Below are 19,143 nucleotides of genomic sequence, written 5' to 3' on the forward strand. Positions count from 1 at the left end.
GAGTTGTGGAAGCCACGGAAGGTGCGAGGCCAGTGAGCGAGCGGCTCACCCTGTCTCTGGATGCCATGGGGGGCGATCACGCCCCTCATATGGTTATCGAGGGAATTCAGCTGGCGCGGAAGCGCTATCCCGACGTCCATTACCTCCTGTTCGGCGACGAGCGGCTGATAACGCCGCTCGTGCCGCAGGAGCTGAAGGACTTCGTCAGCGTGCGCCACACCGACCAGGTGATCTCCGGCGACGACAAGCCGTCGCAGGCGGTCCGGACCGGCCGCAACTCGAGCATGGCACTCGCCATCAAGGCGGTGAAGGAGGGCGAGGCGGCCGGTGTCGTCTCGGCCGGCAACACCGGCGCCCTGATGGCCATGGCGAAGCTCAGCCTGCGCACCCTGCCCGGCATCGACCGGCCGGCGATCGCCACCATGATCCCGACGGTGCGCGGCGAGAGCATCATGCTCGATCTCGGTGCCAATACCGAGGTCAAGGCGAACAACCTGGTCGAGTTCGCCATCATGGGCGAAGTGTTCTCGCGCTGCCTGCTCGGGCACGTGCAGCCGACCATCGGGCTCCTCAACATCGGGTCGGAAGACCTGAAGGGGACCGATGCGCTGCGCGAGGCCCACAGCATCCTGCGCGAGCACCCGCTCAACATGAAGTTCCACGGCTTCGTGGAGGGCGACGACATCGGCGCCGGCACGGTGGACGTCATCGTCACCGACGGCTTCACCGGCAACGTCGCCCTGAAGACGGCGGAAGGCACCGCCAAGCTCTATACCAAGTTCCTCAAGGACGCCTTCGGCAGCTCGCTGCTCGCCAAGATCGGCTACCTGCTCGCCAAGGGGGCGCTCGCCAAGGTGCGGCAGCGCACCGACCCGCGGCGGTACAACGGGGCGATGCTGATCGGCCTGAACGGCATCTGCGTCAAGAGCCACGGCGGCACGGACGCGGTCGGCTTCGCCAACGCCATCGGCGTGGCGATCGACCTGATCCACAACCGCCTGAACGACCGCATCCGCGAGGAATGCGCCCATCTCGCCGGCGAGCTGGAGACCCCTCCGCCCGTCGCTTCGTCCTCCTCAGCCGCTTCGGGATAAGAATGGTCACTCGGTCCGTCATCGTCGGCTGCGGCGCGTATCTGCCGCAGCGGGTCGTCACCAATGCGGAGCTCGCCGAGAAGGTCGAGACCACCGACGACTGGATCGTCGAGCGCACGGGCATCCGCAGCCGCCACATCGCGGCCGACGGCGAGACGACGGCGGACCTTGCGACCCACGCCGCCCGCGATGCCCTGGCGCACGCCGGCATCGACGCTTCCGAGGTCGGGCTGATCGTGCTGGCGACCGCCACCCCCGACAACACCTTTCCGGCCACCGCCGCCAAGGTGCAGGCGCGCCTGGGGTGCGTCGGCGGGCCGGCGTTCGACGTGCAGGCCGTGTGCTCGGGCTTCGTCTACGCGCTGGCGGTCGCCGACAACTTCATCAAGGCGGGGCAGGTGAAGACGGCGCTGGTGATCGGCGCCGAGACCTTCAGCCGCATCCTCGACTGGAACGACCGCACCACCTGCGTGCTGTTCGGCGACGGCGCCGGCGCCGTGGTGCTGCGCGCCGAGGAGGCCGCCGGCACCAACCGCGACCGCGGCATCCTCTCCACCCACCTGCATTCCGACGGCACGCAGCACGACCTGCTCTACGTCGACGGCGGCCCGTCGTCGACCCAGACCGTCGGCCACCTGCGCATGACGGGGCGCGAGGTGTTCCGCCACGCCGTGGTGAACCTCGCCCAGGTGGTGAAGGAAGCCATCGAGGCCAACGGCCTGACGGCGTCGGACATCGACTGGCTGGTGCCGCACCAGGCCAACAAGCGCATCATCGACGGCACGGCGAAGAAGCTGAACGTGTCGGCGGAGCGCGTGGTGGTGACGGTGGAGCGCCACGCCAACACCTCGGCCGCCTCCATCCCGCTGGCGCTGAACGAGGCGGTGAAGGACGGCCGCATCCAGCCCGGCCAGCTCGTCCTGCTGGAAGCCATGGGTGGCGGCTTTACGTGGGGCTCGGCGCTCGTTCGGATGTGAGGGGGGGGGCCTGTCGAAGCTTGTCGACAGCCGAACTGGCCGGAGCGACAGCTCCGGCCTTTGTCTTTTGTGGTCCCGGCGAGCAGGATCACTCCAGACGGAGAACTAAGGGCCACGTCCAATTGCTCAGAACATGGATTGCGGTATTCTGCTGGCTGTCGGCCGCTGAGCGTGCGGATAACCTGCTACCGCCTGAGCAGAGGATAAAAGGCGCCTCATGTCGATCAGAATTTATGACTATTACCACTTGTTTCCGGATGAAGATGGCAGTTTGAAGAAGCGACTGCAGTCACAGTCTGAAAAGGACAGGCAGGGTGCAGAGTTCGAACTGCTGCTGCACGAGATGTTCCGGCGTGCTGGATGCCAACTTACGCCTCATCCGAAGATTTCAGGTTCTTCTGAAACGCCAGATTTTCTCGTCGATACTCCTGACGGAAAAAGCTTCTTTTTGGAAGCGACAGTCGTCACAGGGACGTCTGATCATTTTGAGAAGAGCGAAGCAAGGAAGCGCCCACTTCTAGAGAAGCTCTACAGATTGCGCCGCGAAGGCATATACTTGGAGTTCGGCATATATGGAACGCCAGAACAACCGGTTGCTACACGTGCAATTATTCGCCGCGTACAAGATTGGCTCGCTTGCCTGAGTGTTGAGGCGGTGCGGCGGCGCCGGCGCTACCTTACGAATCATGCTGAGCGGTACCCCAGATATAGATTGCCGCGTCTGGGAGAACGCGAACCTGAGTGGAAGGAACCAGATCCCCCATCGTCGCCTGCCGAGAAAACTAGCCTCTACATCATTCTTGGCGAAGAGTGCCATCTGATTGTCGTAGCATGGCCAGAAGATGAGGTTCCTGCCGGGATACCGCTTCAGGTGCTCTGTCAGCCATTCTTCGGTGAACCGGGAATTAAGGCCAAACTTGCCAAGAAAGCAAGGAAGTACGGACCCGTAGACAAACCACTATTGGTCGCCGTGAATGTCATGCGCCATTTCGGCTCATCACTTTCCGACGTGGGTGCGAGATTCTCTGAGGAAATCCTCGGTTACCGCGACACTAATTTTGACGAAGACGGCAATCTCGTAGATGGTGCGTATATCAACGGAGTATTGAGCCCAACTGCAAACCGCAAGGTGAGTGGCGTTCTCGTATTCACAAAATTCGACGTAAAACATTTGCAAGATAGTTACGCTCGTTGGATCATAAATCCATGGGCGCGAATTCCACTCACGAATCTGCCGGTAGAATTACCGCCTTATGATCCTGAATCCTATCAGATCGATGCGACGCCGAATGGACCCCATCTACTCGGGCTTCGTTAAGGATCAATCGCCTAGACTTGAATCCTATATTTCCCATTGGTTGCCGAGTCTTTAACCGCTCAACTGCAGTAAGTTTCTTTGGCGGCGTCTCAACCCCCACTCGTTGTCAGCGCGGTCGCTATCCGGCGTCATCGACAGACAGCCTAGAGCAAGCAAATGGCGGATGGGGTGGGATTCGAACCCACGGTGGGGCGGAACCCCACGCCGGTTTTCAAGACCGGTGCCTTAAACCGCTCGGCCACCCATCCCGCGCGCCGGCGCGCAAGTGCGCGGCGGCCGGGCGCGGACGATAGCGCCCCGCCTGCGTGCTTGCAAGCCTGCCGCCGGTACCGGATGCTTCCGGATCATGAGCTTCGTCTTCTCCAAGATCGCCTGGCTGATCCTCCAGCCCGATACCCTTCTCGTACTCGCCCTGGTGGGCGTCTTCGTGTTCGGTCGAATGGGGCGACGGACGCGGGTCGCGCTCGGGGTGGTGACGGGCGTCGTCGTCGCACTGGCCGTGCTGCCGCTGGGCAGCTGGCTGCTGCGGCCGCTCGACGACCGCTTCCCGCCGCCCACGCCAGAGCAGGTGGCGGCGGCGCCGGGGATCGTGGTGCTGGGCGGGGCGGTTTCGCTCGGCATGACGGCGGCGCGGCCGGGCATTGCCCTCTCGGGGCGCGCCGAGCGCTATACGGAAGCGGCCCGGCTGGCCCATGACCATCCGGAAAAACCTTTAGCGTTTACAGGTGGTACCGGCTCGATGCTCGACCCGCATAGCAGGGAAGGGGAGGTGGCGCGCGAGCTGTTCACCGCCTTCGGCGTCGCGCCCGAGCGGCTGGTGATCGAGAGCGACAGCCGCAACACGGCCGAGCACCCGCGCCTGCTGGCGGCCCTGCTGCCCGAGGGGGCGCCGCAGGCGGGGTGGCTGCTGGTCACCTCGGCGTGGCACATGCCGCGGGCGGTCGCGGTGTTCCGGGCGGCGGGGTGGCGGGTCGTGCCCTATCCGGTCGATTACGCAACGCTGCCGCGCGGCGGCTGGCTGCCGGGGCTGCTCAACGGGCTGGCCGGCGTCAGCTATGGCGTGCACGAGTGGCTGGGCCTGATCGCCTACCGTGTGATGGGCCATTCGGACACCCTCTTTCCCGCGCCCTGACGATGGTTGCCGCCGGGGCGCCGGCTGTGGCACAACCCGCAGGTCCACTGATTGCCAGGGTGTCCCGCATGCAGCGCCGCTCTCCTTTCCGTACCGCCGCCGTCGCCGGTGCCCTTCTGGCCACGGGGGCGCTGCCGGCCTGCTCGGCGACCCCGCTGCCGACCGAGAAGCCGACGCCGCAGGCCGCCGCTCCGGCCCCCGCGCCGGCGCCGGCGCCCGCTCCGGCCAAGCCGCAAGCGGCGGCGCCCGCCAAGCCCACGGTCGCCGTCGGCCCGGCCGAGAATGCCGCCTTCGCCGAGTGGAAGCGCGCCATGGCCGCCGAGGCGCGTGCCGCCGGCCTGTCCGCCCGCGCCGTCGGCGCCCTGGAGGCGGCGCAGATCCAGGCGCGCGTGCTGGAACTGGACCGCAGCCAGCCCGAGTTCACGCAGACCTTCTGGGGCTACGTCGGCCGCCTGGTCAACGACCGCCGCGTCACCGAGGGGCAGGCGCTCCTGCGCAAGCACGCCGCCCTGCTGGCCGACGTCGAGGCGCGCTACGGCGTGCCCGGCCGCTTCCTGGTCGCCTTCTGGGGCATGGAGACCAACTACGGCGCCACCTTCGGCGGCTTCCCCGTGGTCGATGCCCTGGCAACGCTCGCGTGGGACACCCGCCGCAGCGACTTCTTCCGCCGCGAGCTGATGACGGCCCTGCGCATCATCGATGCCGGCCACATCGCGCCGGAGCGCATGGTGGGCTCGTGGGCCGGCGCCATGGGGCACATGCAGTTCATGCCCTCCACCTTCGCCGCGCACGCGACGGACGCCACCGGCGACGGCCGCATCGACATCTGGGGCAGCCTGCCCGACGCCTTCGCCTCGGCCGCCAAGTACCTGTCGGACATCGGCTGGAGGCGCGACGAGACCTGGGGGCGCGAGGTGCGCCTGCCGCAGGGCTTCGACTTCTCCCTCGCGGACGGCGAAACGGAGAAGCCGCTGGCGGAGTGGGCGGCGCTCGGCCTCGCCCGCGCCGAGGGCGGTGCGCTGCCGGTGGTGGAGGGGATGACGGCGACGCTCATCCTGCCCGGCGGCGCGCGCGGCCCGGCCTTCCTGGTCTACGACAACTTCGACGCCATCATGAGCTGGAACCGCTCGGTGCTCTATGCGGTCTCGGTCGGGCATCTGGCCGACCGGCTGGCCGGGCTGCCGCCCTTCGCGACGCCGCGCCCGGCGGACGACCGGCCGCTCAGCCGGGCCGACGTGGTGCGCCTGCAGACGCTGCTCAACGACGCCGGCTTCCCGGCGGGCGCTCCCGACGGGCTGGTCGGCTCCGGCACCCGTGGGGCGCTGCGGGCCTTCCAGCGCGCCGCCGGCCTGCCGCCCGACGGCTACCCGACGCCCGAGGTGCTGGCGGCGCTGGAAGCCTTCGCCGGACGCCGCGCCGCCCAGATGCCCGTCCAATGATGCCGTTGCGGTTGCGAGCATCTTGCGGAACCGCTAAGGTCTCGCGAGATGCGGGGAGAGAGCAGGGTAGGGGCCACCAGATGTTGCGTTCGCGCGGTTTGTTCCGTGGTCTGGCCGCCCGAGCCGGCGTGCTGGCCGTCGCCACCCTGGCGCTCGCCGCCTGCGCCGAGACCCAGTTCGCCGCCCATACGGCGAAGCGGGTGACCGGCTCGGCCGACCTGCCGGCGCGCGGCGTCTACAAGGTGGGCAAGCCCTACCAGATCGACGGCACGTGGTACTACCCGAAGGAAGAGTACGACTACCGCGAGGACGGCGTCGCCTCGTGGTACGGCGCCGACTTCCACGGCAAGCCGACCGCCAACGGCGAAGTCTACGACATGAACGACCTGACGGCGGCGCACCGCACGCTGCCGCTGCCGTCCGTCGTGCGGGTGACGAACCTCGACAACGGCCGCTCGCTCATCCTGCGGGTGAACGATCGCGGCCCCTTCGCCAAGAACCGCATCATCGACGTGTCGCGCCGCGGCGCCCAGCTGCTCGGCTACGAGGCCAAGGGCACGACGCGGGTGCGGGTGGAGATCCTGCCGGAAGAAAGCGTCGCCCTGCGCGACGCCATGCTCGGCAAGGGCCGCGGCGAGGGCGCCGTGGTGACGGTCTCGGCCCCGGCCGCCCCGGCGGCGGCCGCACCGGCCGTGGTGGTCGCGACGCCGGCGCCGCCGCCGGTCATGGTGCAGACGGCGCCGCCCGCGCCGGCCCCGGTGGTCGCCGCGACGCGGCCGCAGGCGGCCGTGGTCGGCGGGGCCTACGTTCAGGCCGGCGCCTTCTCCACCATGGAGAACGCCCGTCACCTGGAGTTCCAGTTGCAGGACTACGGCCCGACGGTGATCATGCCCGTGCAGTCGGGCGCGGCGACGCTCTACCGCGTCCGCATCGGCCCCCTGGCCGACGCCGGCGAGGCCCAGCGCATGCTGGACCGCGTGCGCGGCGCCGGCTATTCCGACGCCGTGGTGGTGGCCGACTAGCGCGGTCGGGCCGCCGGAATTTCCGGAACGGCGGCGCCGGCGCCATCAAGTCGCCCCGATCGGGTGGCAGCGTGGCGGTCGCCGCGACGGACGCGGGCTTTCGAACAACGATGTCATGACAAGGTACAGGGTACGATGACGGTGACGACGGGCAAGACCTACCGGACCTGGACGCGCGGCGGCGCCGCCGCGGCACTGGCGGCTGTGCTGTTCGCCGCGGCCTCGGGGCAGGCGGCGGCCATCGAGACCAAGGCGCGCGAAGCGCTTCTCATGGACTTCCACACCGAGACGGTCATGTTCGCCAAGGACGCCGACATCGCCATGCCGCCGTCGTCCATGAGCAAGCTGATGACCACCTACGTCGTCTTCGAGCTGCTCAAGCAGGGCAAGCTGAAGATGGACGACGTGTTCACCGTGTCGGAAAACGCCTGGCGCAAGGGCGGTGCGGCCTCGGGCGGCTCGACCATGTTCCTCGAGCCCAACAGCCAGGCGACGGTCGAGGATCTGCTGCACGGCATCATCATCCAGTCGGGCAACGACGCCTGCATCGTGGTGGCCGAGAACATCGCCGGCAGCGAGGACTCCTTCGCCGAGTTGCTGAACCGCAAGGCCAAGGAAATCGGCCTGTCCGGCTCGCACTTCACCAACGCCACCGGCCTGCCCGACCCCGACCACTACATGACGGCGCGCGACCTGGCGACGCTGGCCAAGCGCCTGATCCTGGACTTCCCGGAATACTACTCCATGTACAGCATGACGGAGTTCACGTATAACGGGATCACCCAGCACAACCGCAATCCGCTGCTCTACATGCCCATCGACGCCGACGGGCTGAAGACCGGCCATACGGAGATCGCGGGCTACGGCCTCACCGCCTCGGCCAAGCGCGGCGACCGGCGGCTCATCCTGGTGGTCAACGGCCTCGCGTCCACCAAGGAACGCGGGCAGGAGACGCAGCAGCTGCTCGACTGGGGCTTCCGCAGCTTCGAGAACCGCGACCTGTTCAAGGCCGGCGACACGGTGGAGAACGCCGAGGTGTGGCTGGGCGAGATGGCGACCGTGCCGCTGGTCATCGACCGCGACCTGCGCCTGACCATGCCGCGCCGCCCCGGCGACGACTTCCAGGTGAAGGTGGTCTACGACGGCCCGGTGCCGGCGCCCATCCAGAAGGGCCAGCAGATCGCCCGCCTGGTGGTCGACGCGCCGGAGATGGAGCGCAAGGAATACCCGCTGGTGGCGGGCGCCGACGTGCCCAAGCTCGGCTTCTTCGGGCGCATGGTGGCGGCCGCCAAGAACATGGTGTTCGGCTACGTGCAGCCGCAGCCGGCCGCAGTGCCGGCGGCGGCGCCGGCGCAGAGCCAGTAAGGCGCGGCCGGTGACGCAGGCGCGGCGGCAACGCGGGGCTTTCATCACGCTGGAAGGCGGCGAGGGCGCAGGCAAGTCCACCCAGGCGCGCCTGCTGGCCGAGGCCCTGCGCGGCCGCGGGCTCGACGTGGTCGCCACCCGCGAGCCCGGCGGCTCCACGGGCGCGGAGGACATCCGCACCCTGCTGGTGACCGGCGAGCCGGGACGCTGGGACCCCATGACCGAAGCCCTGCTGCACTACGCCGCCCGCCGCGATCACTGCCGCCGCGTCATCGCGCCGGCGTTGGTGGGCGGGCGCTGGGTGGTGTGCGACCGCTTCGCCGACAGCACCATGGCCTACCAGGGCTACGGCCATCAGCTCGGCCGCGAGACGATCCGGCGGCTGGACGCGCTGGTCCTCGACGGCTTCAAGCCGGACCTGACGGTGATCCTCGACCTGCCGGTGGAACAGGGCCTCGCCCGCGCCGGCGGCCGCGGCGGTGCCGAGGACCGCTACGAGCGCATGGACGTCGCCTTCCACGAGCGCCTGCGCGAGGGCTTCCTGGAAATCGCCCGCCGCGACCGCCAGCGCTGCGCCGTCGTCTCCGCCGAGGGGACGCCGGAGGAGGTGCACGCCGCCATCCTCGCCGCCGTCGCCGAACGCCTGCCGCTGCCCGACGCGGCGGCTCCGGCGGGAGACGGCCCGGCATGAGCCCCGCCGCCGACGCCGCCCTCGACGATCCGCTGCTGCCGAGCCGCATGCTCGACCTGGTCGGGCACGAGGCGGCGGAGCGCGAGGTGCTGGACGCCTGGACCTCGGGCCGCATGCACCACGCCTGGCTGATATCCGGCCCGCGCGGCATCGGCAAGGCGACGCTCGCCTACCGCATCGCCCGCTTCGTGCTGGCCCAGGGCGCCACCGACGCCGGCGCCGCGGCGGCGGCCGGCCCCAGCCTGTTCGGCGACGCCCTGCCGCCGGTGCTGCCGACGTCCCTCGACCTGGCGCCCGATCATCCGGTGGTACGCCGGGTGGCGGCGGGCGGCCACGGCGACCTGCGGGTGATCCAGCGCGAGCTGGTGGAGGACAAGAAGACCAAGCGCCTGCGCGCCCAGGGCGTCATCACGGTGGATGCCGTGCGCGGCATCGGGCACTTCCTCTCCATGACCTCGGCCGAGGGCGGCTGGCGCATCGTGCTCATCGACGGCGCCGAGGAGATGAACCGCAACGCCGCCAACGCCGTGCTGAAGGTGCTGGAGGAACCGCCGCGCCGCGCCCTTCTGCTGCTGGTCAGCCACAACCCGGCGCGCCTGCTGCCGACCATCCGCTCGCGCTGCCGCCGCCTGCCGCTGACGCCGCTGCGCCATGCCCAGGTGGTCGACCTGCTGGCCCGCCACAAGCCCGGCCTCGCCGCCGCCGACCGCGACGCGCTGGCGGCCATGGGCGAGGGCAGCGTCGGCGTGGCGCTGGACCTGGAGGAACAGGGCGGGCTCGACCTCTACCGCGACCTGCTGGCGCTGCTGCAGGGGCTGCCCAAGCTCGACGTCGGCGGCCTGCACGCGCTCGCCGAGAAGCTCGCCCGCGGCGACGACGGCTTCCGCATCGCCAGCGACCTGTTCACCTGGTGGCTCGGCCGCGTGATCCGGGCCAAGGGCAGGGGCCATCCGGACCCGGAAGTGCTGCCCGGCGAGGCCGCCCTCACCCGAAGGCTGGCCGAGGCGGGTAGCCTTGAACAATGGGTGCAGGTGTGGGAAAAGATCACCCACCTTTTCGACCGGACCACCGCGGTCAATCTCGACAAGAAACAGGCCCTCATCAGCGCCTTCCTCGCGGTCGAGCGGCTGGTCCGGGCTTGAGACACGCCAGCCGGAGGCCCTCGCGATGAGCGGGCAGACGCCCTTCTACATCACCACGCCCATCTATTACGTCAACGACAAGCCGCACATCGGGCACGCCTACACCACGCTGGCCTGCGACGTTCTGGCCCGCTTCAAGCGGCTGGACGGCTTCGACGTGAAGTTCCTGACGGGCACCGACGAGCACGGCCAGAAGGTGGAGAAGTCGGCGGCCGCCAAGGGCATCGCCCCCAAGGCCTTCACCGACGAGGTGTCGCAGAACTTCCGCGACCTCGCCGCGGCCATGAACTTCTCCAACGACGACTTCATCCGCACCACCGAGGAACGCCACCTCGCCGCCTGCCAGGCCCTGTGGAACCGCCTGATCGAGAAGGGCGAGATCTACCTCGACGCCTACAAGGGCTGGTACGCCGTGCGCGACGAGGCCTTCTACGCCGAGGACGAGCTGGTCACCCAGCCCGACGGCACCAAGCTGGCGCCCACCGGCGCGCCGGTGGAATGGGTGGAGGAGCCGAGCTACTTCTTCAAGCTGTCCGCCTGGGGCGACCGCCTGCTGAAGTTCTACGAGGACAACCCGGGCTTCATCGCCCCCGACAGCCGCCGCAACGAGGTCATCAGCTTCGTGAAGTCGGGCCTGCAGGACCTGTCGGTGTCGCGCACCACCTTCAAGTGGGGCGTGCCGGTGCCGGGCGACGACGACCACATCATGTACGTCTGGCTCGATGCCCTGACCAACTACATCACCGCCGTCGGCTACCCCGACCAGGGCGGCGAGTACGCCAAGTTCTGGCCCGCCGACCTGCACATGGTGGGCAAGGACATCCTGCGCTTCCACGCCGTGTTCTGGCCGGCCTTCCTCATGGCCGCCGAGCTGGCGCCGCCCAAGCGCGTGTTCGCCCACGGCTGGTGGACCAATGAAGGCCAGAAGATCTCCAAGTCGGTCGGCAACGTCATCGACCCGCTGGCGCTGATCGAGAGCTATGGCCGCGATCAGGTGCGCTACTTCCTGCTGCGCGAGGTGCCCTTCGGCAACGACGGCGACTTCAGCCACCGTGCCATGGTCAACCGCATGAACGGCGAGCTGGCCAACGACCTCGGCAACCTCGCCCAGCGCGTGCTGTCCATGGTCGCCAAGAACTGCGGCGCCCAGGTGCCGGCGCGCGGCGAGCTGACCGCCGACGACCGCGAGCTGCTGGACGCCGCCTGGGGCCTGATCGGCCGCCTGCGCCCGCTCATGGACCGCCAGGCCTTCCACGAGGCGCTGGAAGCCATCTGGGTTGTCGTGCGCGCCGCCAATGCCTATGTGGACCGGCAGGCGCCCTGGGCGCTGCGCAAGACCGATCCCGACCGCATGGCGACCGTCCTCTGGGTGCTCATGGAGACCGTGCGCCAGGTGGCGATCCTGATGCAGCCGGTGACGCCCGAGAGCGCGGCGAAGATGCTCGACCAGCTGGCCGTGCCGGCCGATGCCCGCGCCTTCACGGCGCTGGGCGAGGGCGGGGCGCTGGTGCCAGGCACCGACCTGCCGAAGCCGCAGGGGGTGTTCCCGCGCTTCGTCGAAGAGGAGAACCAGGAGACCAAGGGCTGATGCTCGTCGACAGCCATTGCCACCTCGACTTCCCGGACTTCGCGGAGGAACTCGACGCCGTCGTCGAGCGCGCCCGCGGGGCCGGGATCGGGCACATGCTCACCATCTGCACCCACGTCACCAAGTTCGGCCAGGTGCTGGCCGTGGCGGAGCGTTTCCCCGAGGTGACTTGCACGGTCGGCATCCACCCGCACGAGGCGGGTGCCGAGCCGGCGGTGACGGCCGCCCAACTGGTCGAGAAGGCGCAGCACCCGAAGGTGATCGGGTTCGGCGAAACCGGGCTCGACTACTTCTACGACCACAGCCCGCGCGAGAAGCAGCAGCGCTCCTTCCGCGCCCACCTCATGGCGGCGCGCGAGGCGCAGTTGCCGGTGGTGGTACACACCCGCGACGCCGACGCCGACACCGCCCGGATCCTGACGGAAGAGATGGCGGAAGGCGCCTTCCCCGGCCTCATCCATTGCTTCAGCTCCGGCCGGGAACTCGCTGAAAAGGCTGTTGAATTGGGCCTGTACATCTCGCTGTCCGGCATCCTGACCTTCAAGAAGTCGGAAGACCTGCGGGAGACCGCCCGCGCGGTGCCGCTGGACCGTCTACTAGTAGAGACGGACGCGCCCTATCTGGCGCCGGTGCCCAAGCGCGGCAAGCGCAACGAGCCGGCCTTCGTCGCCCATACGGCGGCGGTGCTGGCCGAGGTGAAGGGCGTGTCGGTGCGCGAGATCGAGGAGGCGACCACCGCCAACTTCTTCCGGCTGTTCGGCAAGGCGCCGAAGCCCGCCGCCCTGGCGGCCGAGTAGGCCGGGCGAGGGGCGGGCGGTGCGGGTCACCCTCCTCGGCACCGGCGCCGCCGGCGGCGTCCCCATGCTGTCGGTCGGCTGGGGCGCCTGCGACCCCGCCGAGCCGCGCAACCGCCGCCTGCGCTCCTCCATCCTGGTGGAGGACGGCGACACGCGCATCCTGGTCGACAGCGGCCCCGACGTGCGCGAGCAGTTGCTGACCGCCGACGTGCGCCACCTGACGGCGGTGCTCTACACCCACGCCCACGCCGACCACATCCACGGCCTGGACGAGCTGCGCGAGATCAACCGCGCCATGCGGGCGCCGCTCGACATCTGGGGCGACGCCGACACGCTCGCCGACCTGCAGCACCGCTTCGCCTATGCCTTCGAGGGCATCGACCTGGCGACGCAGCCCATCTTCCGCCCCTGGCTGATCCCGCACGAACTGGCGCCGTCCTTCCAGGTGGGCGGGCTGACGGTGCGCAGCTTCGCCCAGGATCACGGCTGGACCACCAGCTGGGGCTTCCGCTTCGGCGACTTCGCCTATTCCACCGACGTGCTGAGCCTGGACGAGGCCGCCTTCGCGGCGCTGGCGGGGGTGCGCACCTGGGTGGTCGGCTGCCTGACCGACCAGCCCCATTCCACCCACGCCCACGTCGCCAAGGTGGTCGACTGGCATGGGCGGGTCGGGCCGGCGCGCACCATCCTCACCCACATGGGGCCGGGGCTCGACTACCGCACCCTGTGCGACACCCTGCCGGCCGGGATCGAGCCGGGGTACGACGGCATGGTGCTCGACGTCGCCTGACGCCGCGTGTCGTCTTCATACTTTCACTGGAAACCCGCAGCCGATTAAGGCGTTTTGCCGTGGCGTTGCACTGCAACAAACCCTCACGGAGAGCGCCATGTCACCCTTTTCCTTGGCCGGCAAGAAAGGCCTCGTCATCGGCATCGCCAACGACCAGAGCATCGCCTGGGGCTGCGCGCAGCAGTTCCATGCCGCCGGCGCCGAACTGGCCGTGTCCTACCTGAACGAGAAGGCGAAGCCCTACGTCGCGCCGCTGGCCGAGCGCATCGACGCGCTGCTGCTCGGCCCCTGCGACGTGCGCGAGAGCGGCCAGCTGCGCGGCGTGTTCGAGGCGGTGACGGAACAGTGGGGCGAGCTCGACTTCGTGCTGCACTCCATCGCCTTCGCGCCTAAGGACGACCTGCACGGCCGCGTGGTGGATTGCTCGCGCGACGGCTTCGCCCAGGCCATGGACGTCAGCTGCCACAGCTTCATCCGCGTCGCCCAGTACGCCGAGCCGCTGATGAAGAACGGCGGCAGCCTGCTCACCGTCACCTTCTACGGCGCCGAGAAGGTGGTGACCGACTACAACCTCATGGGCCCGGTGAAGGCGGCGCTGGAGAGCGTCACCCGCTACATGGCCGCCGAACTGGGCGAGAAGGGCATCCGCGTCAACGCCATCTCGCCGGGGCCGCTGAAGACCCGCGCCGCCAGCGGCATCCAGCGGTTCGACGAGATGATGGCGCGCGCCGCCGACCGGGCGCCGCAGCACACGCTGGTGACCATCGAGGAAATCGGCGACTACGCCAACTTCCTCGTGTCCGACGGCGCCCGCACGGTGACGGGCGGCGTCCACTACGTCGACGCCGGCTACAACATCGTCGCCTGAGGCGGGGTCGGGCAGGGCAGGCGGGAGGGGCCGGACAATGGATCTTTCCGCCCGCCTGACAAGGGGTTAGGCTGCCGCTTTTCACGCGCCGCGGAAACCCCATGGACCTCGCCGACCTCGCCCTCATCTGCACGGCCGCCTTCTTCGGCGGGGCCTTGAACGCCATCGCCGGCGGCGGATCGTTCCTCACCCTGCCGGCGCTGGTGTTCATCGGCGTGCCGCCGGTGACCGCCAACGCCACCGGCACGGTCGCGCTGCTGCCCGGCTACGTGGCGAGCGCCTGGGGCTTCCGCGACCTGCTGCGGCCGCCGCCGGGCGGCCTGTCGCTCAAGGCCGTGGCGGTGATCACCGGCATGGGCGGTGCCGTCGGTGCGGCGCTGCTTCTGGTAACCAGCAACGAGGCCTTCAGCGCCCTGGTGCCCTGGTTGCTGCTGGTGGCGACGCTGCTCTTCGCCTTCGGGCCCATGCTGCTGGCGCGCCTCGGCCGCGGCGGCGCGGGAGGCGGGCAGGGCGCCGCCGTCACCGGCCTCGCCATCCTCGCGGTATCCGTCTACGGCGGCTACTTCAACGGCGGCCTCGGCATCATCCTGCTGGCCATGCTGCGGCTGCTGGGCGAGGCCGACATCAACGTCGCCAACGGCCTGAAGAACGTGCTGTCCGCCCTGCTGACGTTCATCGCCGTGCTGCTCTATGCAGGCGGCGGCGTGGTCGAGTGGGTCTATGCGCTGCCCATGGCGGTCGCCGCCGTGGCCGGCGGCTATGCCGGCGCCCGCGCCTCCCGCGCCGTGCCGGCCGCCTGGGTGCGGGGCGTGGTGGTGGTGACGGGCGCGGTGATGACGGCGCTGTTCTTCGCCCGGCTCTAGCAGGTGGCCGCGGCTGCGACCGACCGGCCGGCCGCATCCCAGTCGTCCCAGCCGGGGAAGCGCAGCGGCACGTCGCCGTCGAGCCGGTGCAGACGTTCCGCCCAGACCCGCTTGCGCTCCTCCAGGTGGCCCGCCAGGGCCTCGGCGCCCTGGTAGGTGTAGCCGTGGCCCTGGATGCCGCCGGCGAGGGCAGGCGGCAGCACCGTGAATCCCATGTAGTGGAGCGAGTAGTGCAGGGGCCATAGGATGGCGCCCAGGTCGCCGCCCCGCCCGCCTCTGCCGAAGGTTCCCGCCGGGGCGCCGGCCGTCACCGAGACCAGCGCCCGCTTGCCGCGGAAGTGGCCGCGGTCGTAGCGCTTGGTGCTGGTGTAGAGCCGGCCGCTCACGAAGACCCGGTCGAGCCAGCCCTTGAGCATGGCCGGCGGCGCATGCCACCAGACGGGAAACTGGAAGATCACCAGGTCGGCGCGCTCCAGCCGCGCGATCTCCGCCGTCACGGCCGAGGGCAGGGTTCCGGCCTGGCCGGCCTGCCGCTGCTCGGCCAGCGCGGCGAAGCGGTGCGGATCGGCCCGCGGGGCGTAGTGATCCGGCCCCTCCACCGGATCGAACCCGGAACGATACAGGTCCGAAACTTCCACCGCATGGCCGGCCTGGCGCAGCATTTCCGTCGCGACGTCGGTGAGGGCGGCGTTGAAGGACGTCGGCTCGGGATGGGCATGGACGATGAGGACGTGCACGGCTGTTCTCCTTTTGGGCTTGTCTTGATGGTCTAGCCAACGTAGGCTGTTCATAGCCGGACAGGCAGTCCTCATTCCTGCCGAAGGAGCTTGCAGAAATGGACAGGGCGTTGCGCTGGGACGACCTGCGCATCGTGCTCGCCATCGCCGAGGCCGGATCGCTCGCCGGTGCCGGGCGCCGGCTGGGCGTCAGCCACACCACCGTCTTCCGCCGGCTGGATGCGCTGGAGGACCGCCTCGGCGTGCGCCTGTTCGAGCGCCTGCCGGAAGGCTACACGGCGACACCGGCCGGCGAGGACCTCGCGGCGGTGGCGCGGCGCGTCGAGACGGAGGTGCTGGACGCCGAGCGGCGCGTCCAGGGGCGCGACCTGGCGCCCTCGGGCATCGTGCGCGTCACCACCACGGATACGCTCTATGCCGGCCTGCTTGCGCGGATCCTGACCGACTTCCGCCGGGCGCATCCGGCCATCACCCTGGAAGTGACCGTCTCCAACCGCGTCCACGACCTGTCGCGGCGCGACGCCGACATCGCCATCCGTCCGTCGGACAGCCCGCCGGAGTCCCTGGTCGGCCGACGGCTCGGCCAGCTACGGCAGGCCGTCTACGGCGCCGCCGGGGCAGGGCAGGCCGCCGCCCTCGCCGCCGCAGACTGGATCGGTCCCGACGACACCATGGGCTACCGGACGCTGGAGCGCTGGATGGCGGCCGCCGGGTACGCCGAGCGCTGCGTCCTGCGCCTGGACAGCGTGCTGGCAATGGCCACCGCCGTGCGATGCGGTTCGGGCATCGCCGTGCTGCCGCGCTATCTTGCCGACGCCGATCCCGGCCTGCAGCGCCTCGGCGACCCGATCGAGGCCCTGGCGACGGACCTCTGGCTGCTGACACATGCCGACCTCCGGCACACGACGCGGATCCGGGCGCTGCTCGATCATGTGGCGGCGGCTTTGGCCGGGAAACCCTTGTGAAGCGCCCTCTTCCGGATCTGCGGCAATCCTCTTCATAATATACATTATGCGACAAACGGATGTTGGGCGGCCAGGAAGGCCCTCCTCAGCGCTTGCCGTACACGTAGTCCCACCGGTCCACCCACCAGCACAGAGAGGCATTGCCGTTCCGCCGGAAATCCGGGTTCTTGCACCACTGTCGCTGGACGTTGGTCGGCTTGCATGACGGCGAAAGGCTCGGCTGCTGCCAGCACGCCTTCGCCGATGGCGTATCCTTGCGCTTGGCGCCGCCATTGAGGACGGCGGCATCGCCACCGGTCGGAACGGCGAGGGTCGAAGCGACGATGCTGAGGCACACGAGAAGCCGACGGACCATCGGCGCGATCTCCTACAGGTTGATCGATGCTATGAATGCACCCTCAACAAGCCTGTGCCAATCCTGCCGAACGTCAGAGGTGTTGCGTGCCCTGCCCTGACCCGCCATGATCCGCCGGTCCGCCCGATCCGCCACGACGGTCCGCATCCCAATGTCCGACGACGACCTCGGAAACCGCTTCGGCCAGCACTGGCTGCGCATGAGCGATCTGCTGCTGGCGGAGCTGAAGAAGCGCGAGCTGCTCGATACGCCCGAGGCGCAGGCCTTCATGACCGCCCGGCGGCGGCAGATCCGTGCCGTCAAGGCGGCGGAGGCGGCTGGCGCCCTGCCCGCCGGCAAGGGCGGCGAGACCAAGTGGCAGGCCTTCCTGCGCCTGATCGGCCGGCCGCCCGGCTCCACGACGAAGCACTGAGCCGGTATCCCGGCGGCAAACTGGAAAGCACCGAGGCAGCATGACGCACGAGATCCGTCCCCGGCCCGTCGACGACCTGCTCGCCATCATGGCCCGGCTGCGCGATCCCGACGGCGGCTGCCCGTGGGACCTGGAGCAGACCTTCGCCTCCATCGCGCCCTACACCCTCGAAGAAGCCTACGAGGTCGCCGACGCCATCGAACGCGGCGTCATGGCCGACCTGCAGGACGAACTGGGCGACCTGCTGCTGCAGGTGGTGTTTCACAGCCGCATGGCCGAGGAAGGCGGGCATTTCGCCTTCGCCGACGTCGTCGGGTCCATCTGCGCCAAGATGCTGCGGCGGCATCCCAACGTGTTCGGCGATGCCGAGGTGGCCGACGCCGATGCCCAGACGGCGGCGTGGGAGGAACAGAAGGCCCGCGAGCGCGCCGCCAAGGCCGCCGCCGAGGCGTCCGAGGGCGCCGCCGCCCGCCATTCGGTGCTGGACGGCCTGCCGGTCGCCCTGCCCGCCCTGGTGCGCGCCGTGAAGATCCAGAAGCGCGTCGGCCGCGTCGGCTTCGACTGGCCCGACGCCGCCCAGGTCATCGACAAGATAGAGGAAGAGCTGGAGGAAGTGCGCGTCGAGCTGGACGCCCCCGAACAGGACCCGGCCCGCGTCGAGGAGGAAATCGGCGACCTGCTGTTCGCCGTCGCCAATCTCGCCCGCAAGACCGGGGTGGACGCAGAGAGCGCCTTGCGTGCCGCCAATGCCAAGTTCGAGCGTCGCTTCCGCGCCGTCGAGGACCTGCTTGAAAAGCAGGGGAAATCGCCGGAGAATTCGAGCCTGGACGAGATGGAGGCCCTGTGGGGCCGAGTGAAGAAAGACCTCCGCGGATGACCGCCGCCCTCGCACGCCGCCGCCTGCTGCCGGCCCTGCCCGCCTTTGCCCGCCGTGCCGTGCGGGCCGCCGCGGCGCTGGTGCTCACCCTGCCGCTGCTGGCCGGATGCTACCTGCCCGACCGCTTCCAGTCGGAAATCCGCCTCGCCCGCACCGGCGAGTACGGCGTGTACTTCAAGGGCAATCTGACGTGGCTGCCGCTGGTGAAGGACCTGCGCGAGGGCAAGGTCAGCGAGGCCGAACTGCCGGAGCGCATGGCCGTGTTCCAGCGCGACCTGGACCGCGACAGCAACTTCTCCACCGTCCGCCCCGTCGGCCCCGGCACCTTCGCGGTGGAGTACAACCGGCTCGGCCGGCTCGACCTGCCCGACCTGGTGACCTTCGTGCGCCGCAACGCCCGCATCATCAGCATGCAGACGGCGGAAGACGGCAAGATCACCGTCACCGGCAGCCAGGCCATCAAGATGATCCCGCCGGAAACCATCGAGCGCGCCGGCCTGAACAGCCGCGGCCTGTTCCGCATCACCACCAACGCCGAGGTGATTCGCCACAACGCGGATTCGGTGCGCCTCGGGCCCGAGGGCTACGTGATCTACGACTGGAACATCAACGGCGTGCGCGGCCAGGAACCGCATTTCGAGGCCAAGCTGGAGATTCCCGGCGCGGCGCGGCCGGGGAACTGACGCGCCCGTCGCGCAGCCCCTGCCCGCC

At 69.5% G+C, this 19,143-nt stretch carries 20 protein-coding genes and 1 tRNA gene; 18 read left to right on the top strand and 3 right to left on the bottom strand.

What is annotated here, in order from left to right; all coding sequences use genetic code 11:
• Nucleotides 1–32: 32 nt before the first annotated feature.
• The 3 genes from plsX (at nucleotide 33) to CRP50_RS25040 (ending at nucleotide 3,389) form a co-directional block, all read left to right on the top strand.
• Nucleotides 33–1,094: a phosphate acyltransferase PlsX gene (gene plsX, locus CRP50_RS09560; RefSeq protein ID WP_097278907.1), complete on the top strand. Its 1,062-nt coding sequence runs from the start codon at nucleotides 33–35 to the stop codon at nucleotides 1,092–1,094.
• Between the two features lie 2 nt (nucleotides 1,095–1,096).
• Complete coding sequence (locus tag CRP50_RS09565) at nucleotides 1,097–2,071, top strand: beta-ketoacyl-ACP synthase III (protein ID WP_097278908.1); 975 nt, start codon at nucleotides 1,097–1,099, stop codon at nucleotides 2,069–2,071.
• A 217-nt stretch (nucleotides 2,072–2,288) separates the two neighbouring features.
• Nucleotides 2,289–3,389, top strand: coding sequence for a hypothetical protein (locus CRP50_RS25040; RefSeq protein WP_141415098.1), 1,101 nt, complete (start codon nucleotides 2,289–2,291; stop codon nucleotides 3,387–3,389).
• Nucleotides 3,390–3,546: 157 nt separating this feature from the next.
• Here CRP50_RS25040 and CRP50_RS09570 read toward each other — a convergent pair.
• Nucleotides 3,547–3,637, bottom strand: a tRNA-Ser gene (locus CRP50_RS09570).
• Between the two features lie 98 nt (nucleotides 3,638–3,735).
• On the opposite strand from CRP50_RS09570, the gene CRP50_RS09575 reads away from it, so the two are divergent.
• The 11 genes from CRP50_RS09575 (at nucleotide 3,736) to CRP50_RS09625 (ending at nucleotide 15,086) form a co-directional block, all read left to right on the top strand.
• Nucleotides 3,736–4,521 (top strand): YdcF family protein, encoded by a 786-nt coding sequence (locus CRP50_RS09575; RefSeq protein WP_097278909.1) that lies wholly within the window; start codon nucleotides 3,736–3,738, stop codon nucleotides 4,519–4,521.
• Nucleotides 4,522–4,589: 68 nt separating this feature from the next.
• The gene (locus tag CRP50_RS09580; RefSeq protein ID WP_097278910.1) at nucleotides 4,590–5,960 is read left to right on the top strand and encodes a lytic murein transglycosylase; all 1,371 of its coding nucleotides are present in this window, start codon (nucleotides 4,590–4,592) and stop codon (nucleotides 5,958–5,960) included.
• 80 nt (nucleotides 5,961–6,040) lie between these two features.
• Nucleotides 6,041–6,982, top strand: a complete 942-nt coding sequence (locus tag CRP50_RS26340; RefSeq protein WP_097278911.1) for a septal ring lytic transglycosylase RlpA family protein — start codon at nucleotides 6,041–6,043, stop codon at nucleotides 6,980–6,982.
• A gap of 135 nt (nucleotides 6,983–7,117) precedes the next feature.
• A complete protein-coding gene (locus CRP50_RS09590; RefSeq protein ID WP_097278912.1) occupies nucleotides 7,118–8,347 on the top strand; it encodes a D-alanyl-D-alanine carboxypeptidase family protein in 1,230 nt (409 codons plus the stop codon).
• Between the two features lie 10 nt (nucleotides 8,348–8,357).
• On the top strand, nucleotides 8,358–9,038 hold the full coding sequence (gene tmk, locus CRP50_RS09595) for a dTMP kinase (protein WP_097278913.1): 681 nt from the start codon (nucleotides 8,358–8,360) through the stop codon (nucleotides 9,036–9,038).
• The gene (locus tag CRP50_RS09600) at nucleotides 9,035–10,180 is read left to right on the top strand and encodes a DNA polymerase III subunit delta' (RefSeq protein WP_097278914.1); all 1,146 of its coding nucleotides are present in this window, start codon (nucleotides 9,035–9,037) and stop codon (nucleotides 10,178–10,180) included. Before tmk ends, CRP50_RS09600 begins: the two co-directional genes overlap by 4 nt.
• Nucleotides 10,116–11,768, top strand: coding sequence for a methionine--tRNA ligase (metG, locus tag CRP50_RS09605; protein ID WP_281257909.1), 1,653 nt, complete (start codon nucleotides 10,116–10,118; stop codon nucleotides 11,766–11,768). Before CRP50_RS09600 ends, metG begins: the two co-directional genes overlap by 65 nt.
• Entirely contained in the window at nucleotides 11,768–12,565 is a 798-nt protein-coding gene (locus tag CRP50_RS09610) for a TatD family hydrolase (RefSeq protein WP_097278916.1), read from the top strand. The genes metG and CRP50_RS09610 overlap by 1 nt, the downstream gene beginning before the upstream one ends.
• A gap of 19 nt (nucleotides 12,566–12,584) precedes the next feature.
• The gene (locus tag CRP50_RS09615; RefSeq protein WP_176525100.1) at nucleotides 12,585–13,355 is read left to right on the top strand and encodes an MBL fold metallo-hydrolase; all 771 of its coding nucleotides are present in this window, start codon (nucleotides 12,585–12,587) and stop codon (nucleotides 13,353–13,355) included.
• A 97-nt stretch (nucleotides 13,356–13,452) separates the two neighbouring features.
• Complete coding sequence (fabI, locus tag CRP50_RS09620) at nucleotides 13,453–14,223, top strand: enoyl-ACP reductase FabI (protein ID WP_097278917.1); 771 nt, start codon at nucleotides 13,453–13,455, stop codon at nucleotides 14,221–14,223.
• Nucleotides 14,224–14,324: 101 nt separating this feature from the next.
• Nucleotides 14,325–15,086, top strand: coding sequence for a sulfite exporter TauE/SafE family protein (locus CRP50_RS09625; RefSeq protein ID WP_097278918.1), 762 nt, complete (start codon nucleotides 14,325–14,327; stop codon nucleotides 15,084–15,086).
• On the opposite strand, the gene CRP50_RS09630 is transcribed toward CRP50_RS09625, so the two are convergent.
• Nucleotides 15,083–15,823 (bottom strand): NAD(P)H-dependent oxidoreductase, encoded by a 741-nt coding sequence (locus tag CRP50_RS09630; protein WP_097278919.1) that lies wholly within the window; start codon nucleotides 15,821–15,823, stop codon nucleotides 15,083–15,085. The genes CRP50_RS09625 and CRP50_RS09630 overlap by 4 nt on opposite strands.
• Before the next feature lie 98 nt (nucleotides 15,824–15,921).
• Between CRP50_RS09630 and CRP50_RS09635 the strand changes: the two genes are divergently transcribed.
• Complete coding sequence (locus CRP50_RS09635; protein WP_097278920.1) at nucleotides 15,922–16,788, top strand: LysR family transcriptional regulator; 867 nt, start codon at nucleotides 15,922–15,924, stop codon at nucleotides 16,786–16,788.
• Nucleotides 16,789–16,873: 85 nt separating this feature from the next.
• Here the strand turns inward: CRP50_RS09635 and CRP50_RS25045 are convergent, their stop codons facing one another.
• On the bottom strand, nucleotides 16,874–17,143 hold the full coding sequence (locus CRP50_RS25045) for a hypothetical protein (protein ID WP_141415099.1): 270 nt from the start codon (nucleotides 17,141–17,143) through the stop codon (nucleotides 16,874–16,876).
• A 151-nt stretch (nucleotides 17,144–17,294) separates the two neighbouring features.
• Between CRP50_RS25045 and CRP50_RS09640 the strand changes: the two genes are divergently transcribed.
• The 3 genes from CRP50_RS09640 to CRP50_RS09650 are packed head-to-tail and all read left to right on the top strand — an operon-like array spanning nucleotide 17,295 to nucleotide 19,115.
• On the top strand, nucleotides 17,295–17,555 hold the full coding sequence (locus tag CRP50_RS09640) for a hypothetical protein (protein ID WP_097278921.1): 261 nt from the start codon (nucleotides 17,295–17,297) through the stop codon (nucleotides 17,553–17,555).
• 40 nt (nucleotides 17,556–17,595) lie between these two features.
• On the top strand, nucleotides 17,596–18,432 hold the full coding sequence (mazG, locus tag CRP50_RS09645) for a nucleoside triphosphate pyrophosphohydrolase (protein ID WP_097278922.1): 837 nt from the start codon (nucleotides 17,596–17,598) through the stop codon (nucleotides 18,430–18,432).
• Nucleotides 18,429–19,115: a hypothetical protein gene (locus CRP50_RS09650; RefSeq protein ID WP_097278923.1), complete on the top strand. Its 687-nt coding sequence runs from the start codon at nucleotides 18,429–18,431 to the stop codon at nucleotides 19,113–19,115. Before mazG ends, CRP50_RS09650 begins: the two co-directional genes overlap by 4 nt.
• Nucleotides 19,116–19,143 lie beyond the last annotated feature (28 nt).

It is taken from the genome of Caenispirillum bisanense, assembly GCF_900230255.1.
Classification (GTDB): Bacteria; Pseudomonadota; Alphaproteobacteria; order Rhodospirillales; family Rhodospirillaceae; genus Caenispirillum; species Caenispirillum bisanense_A.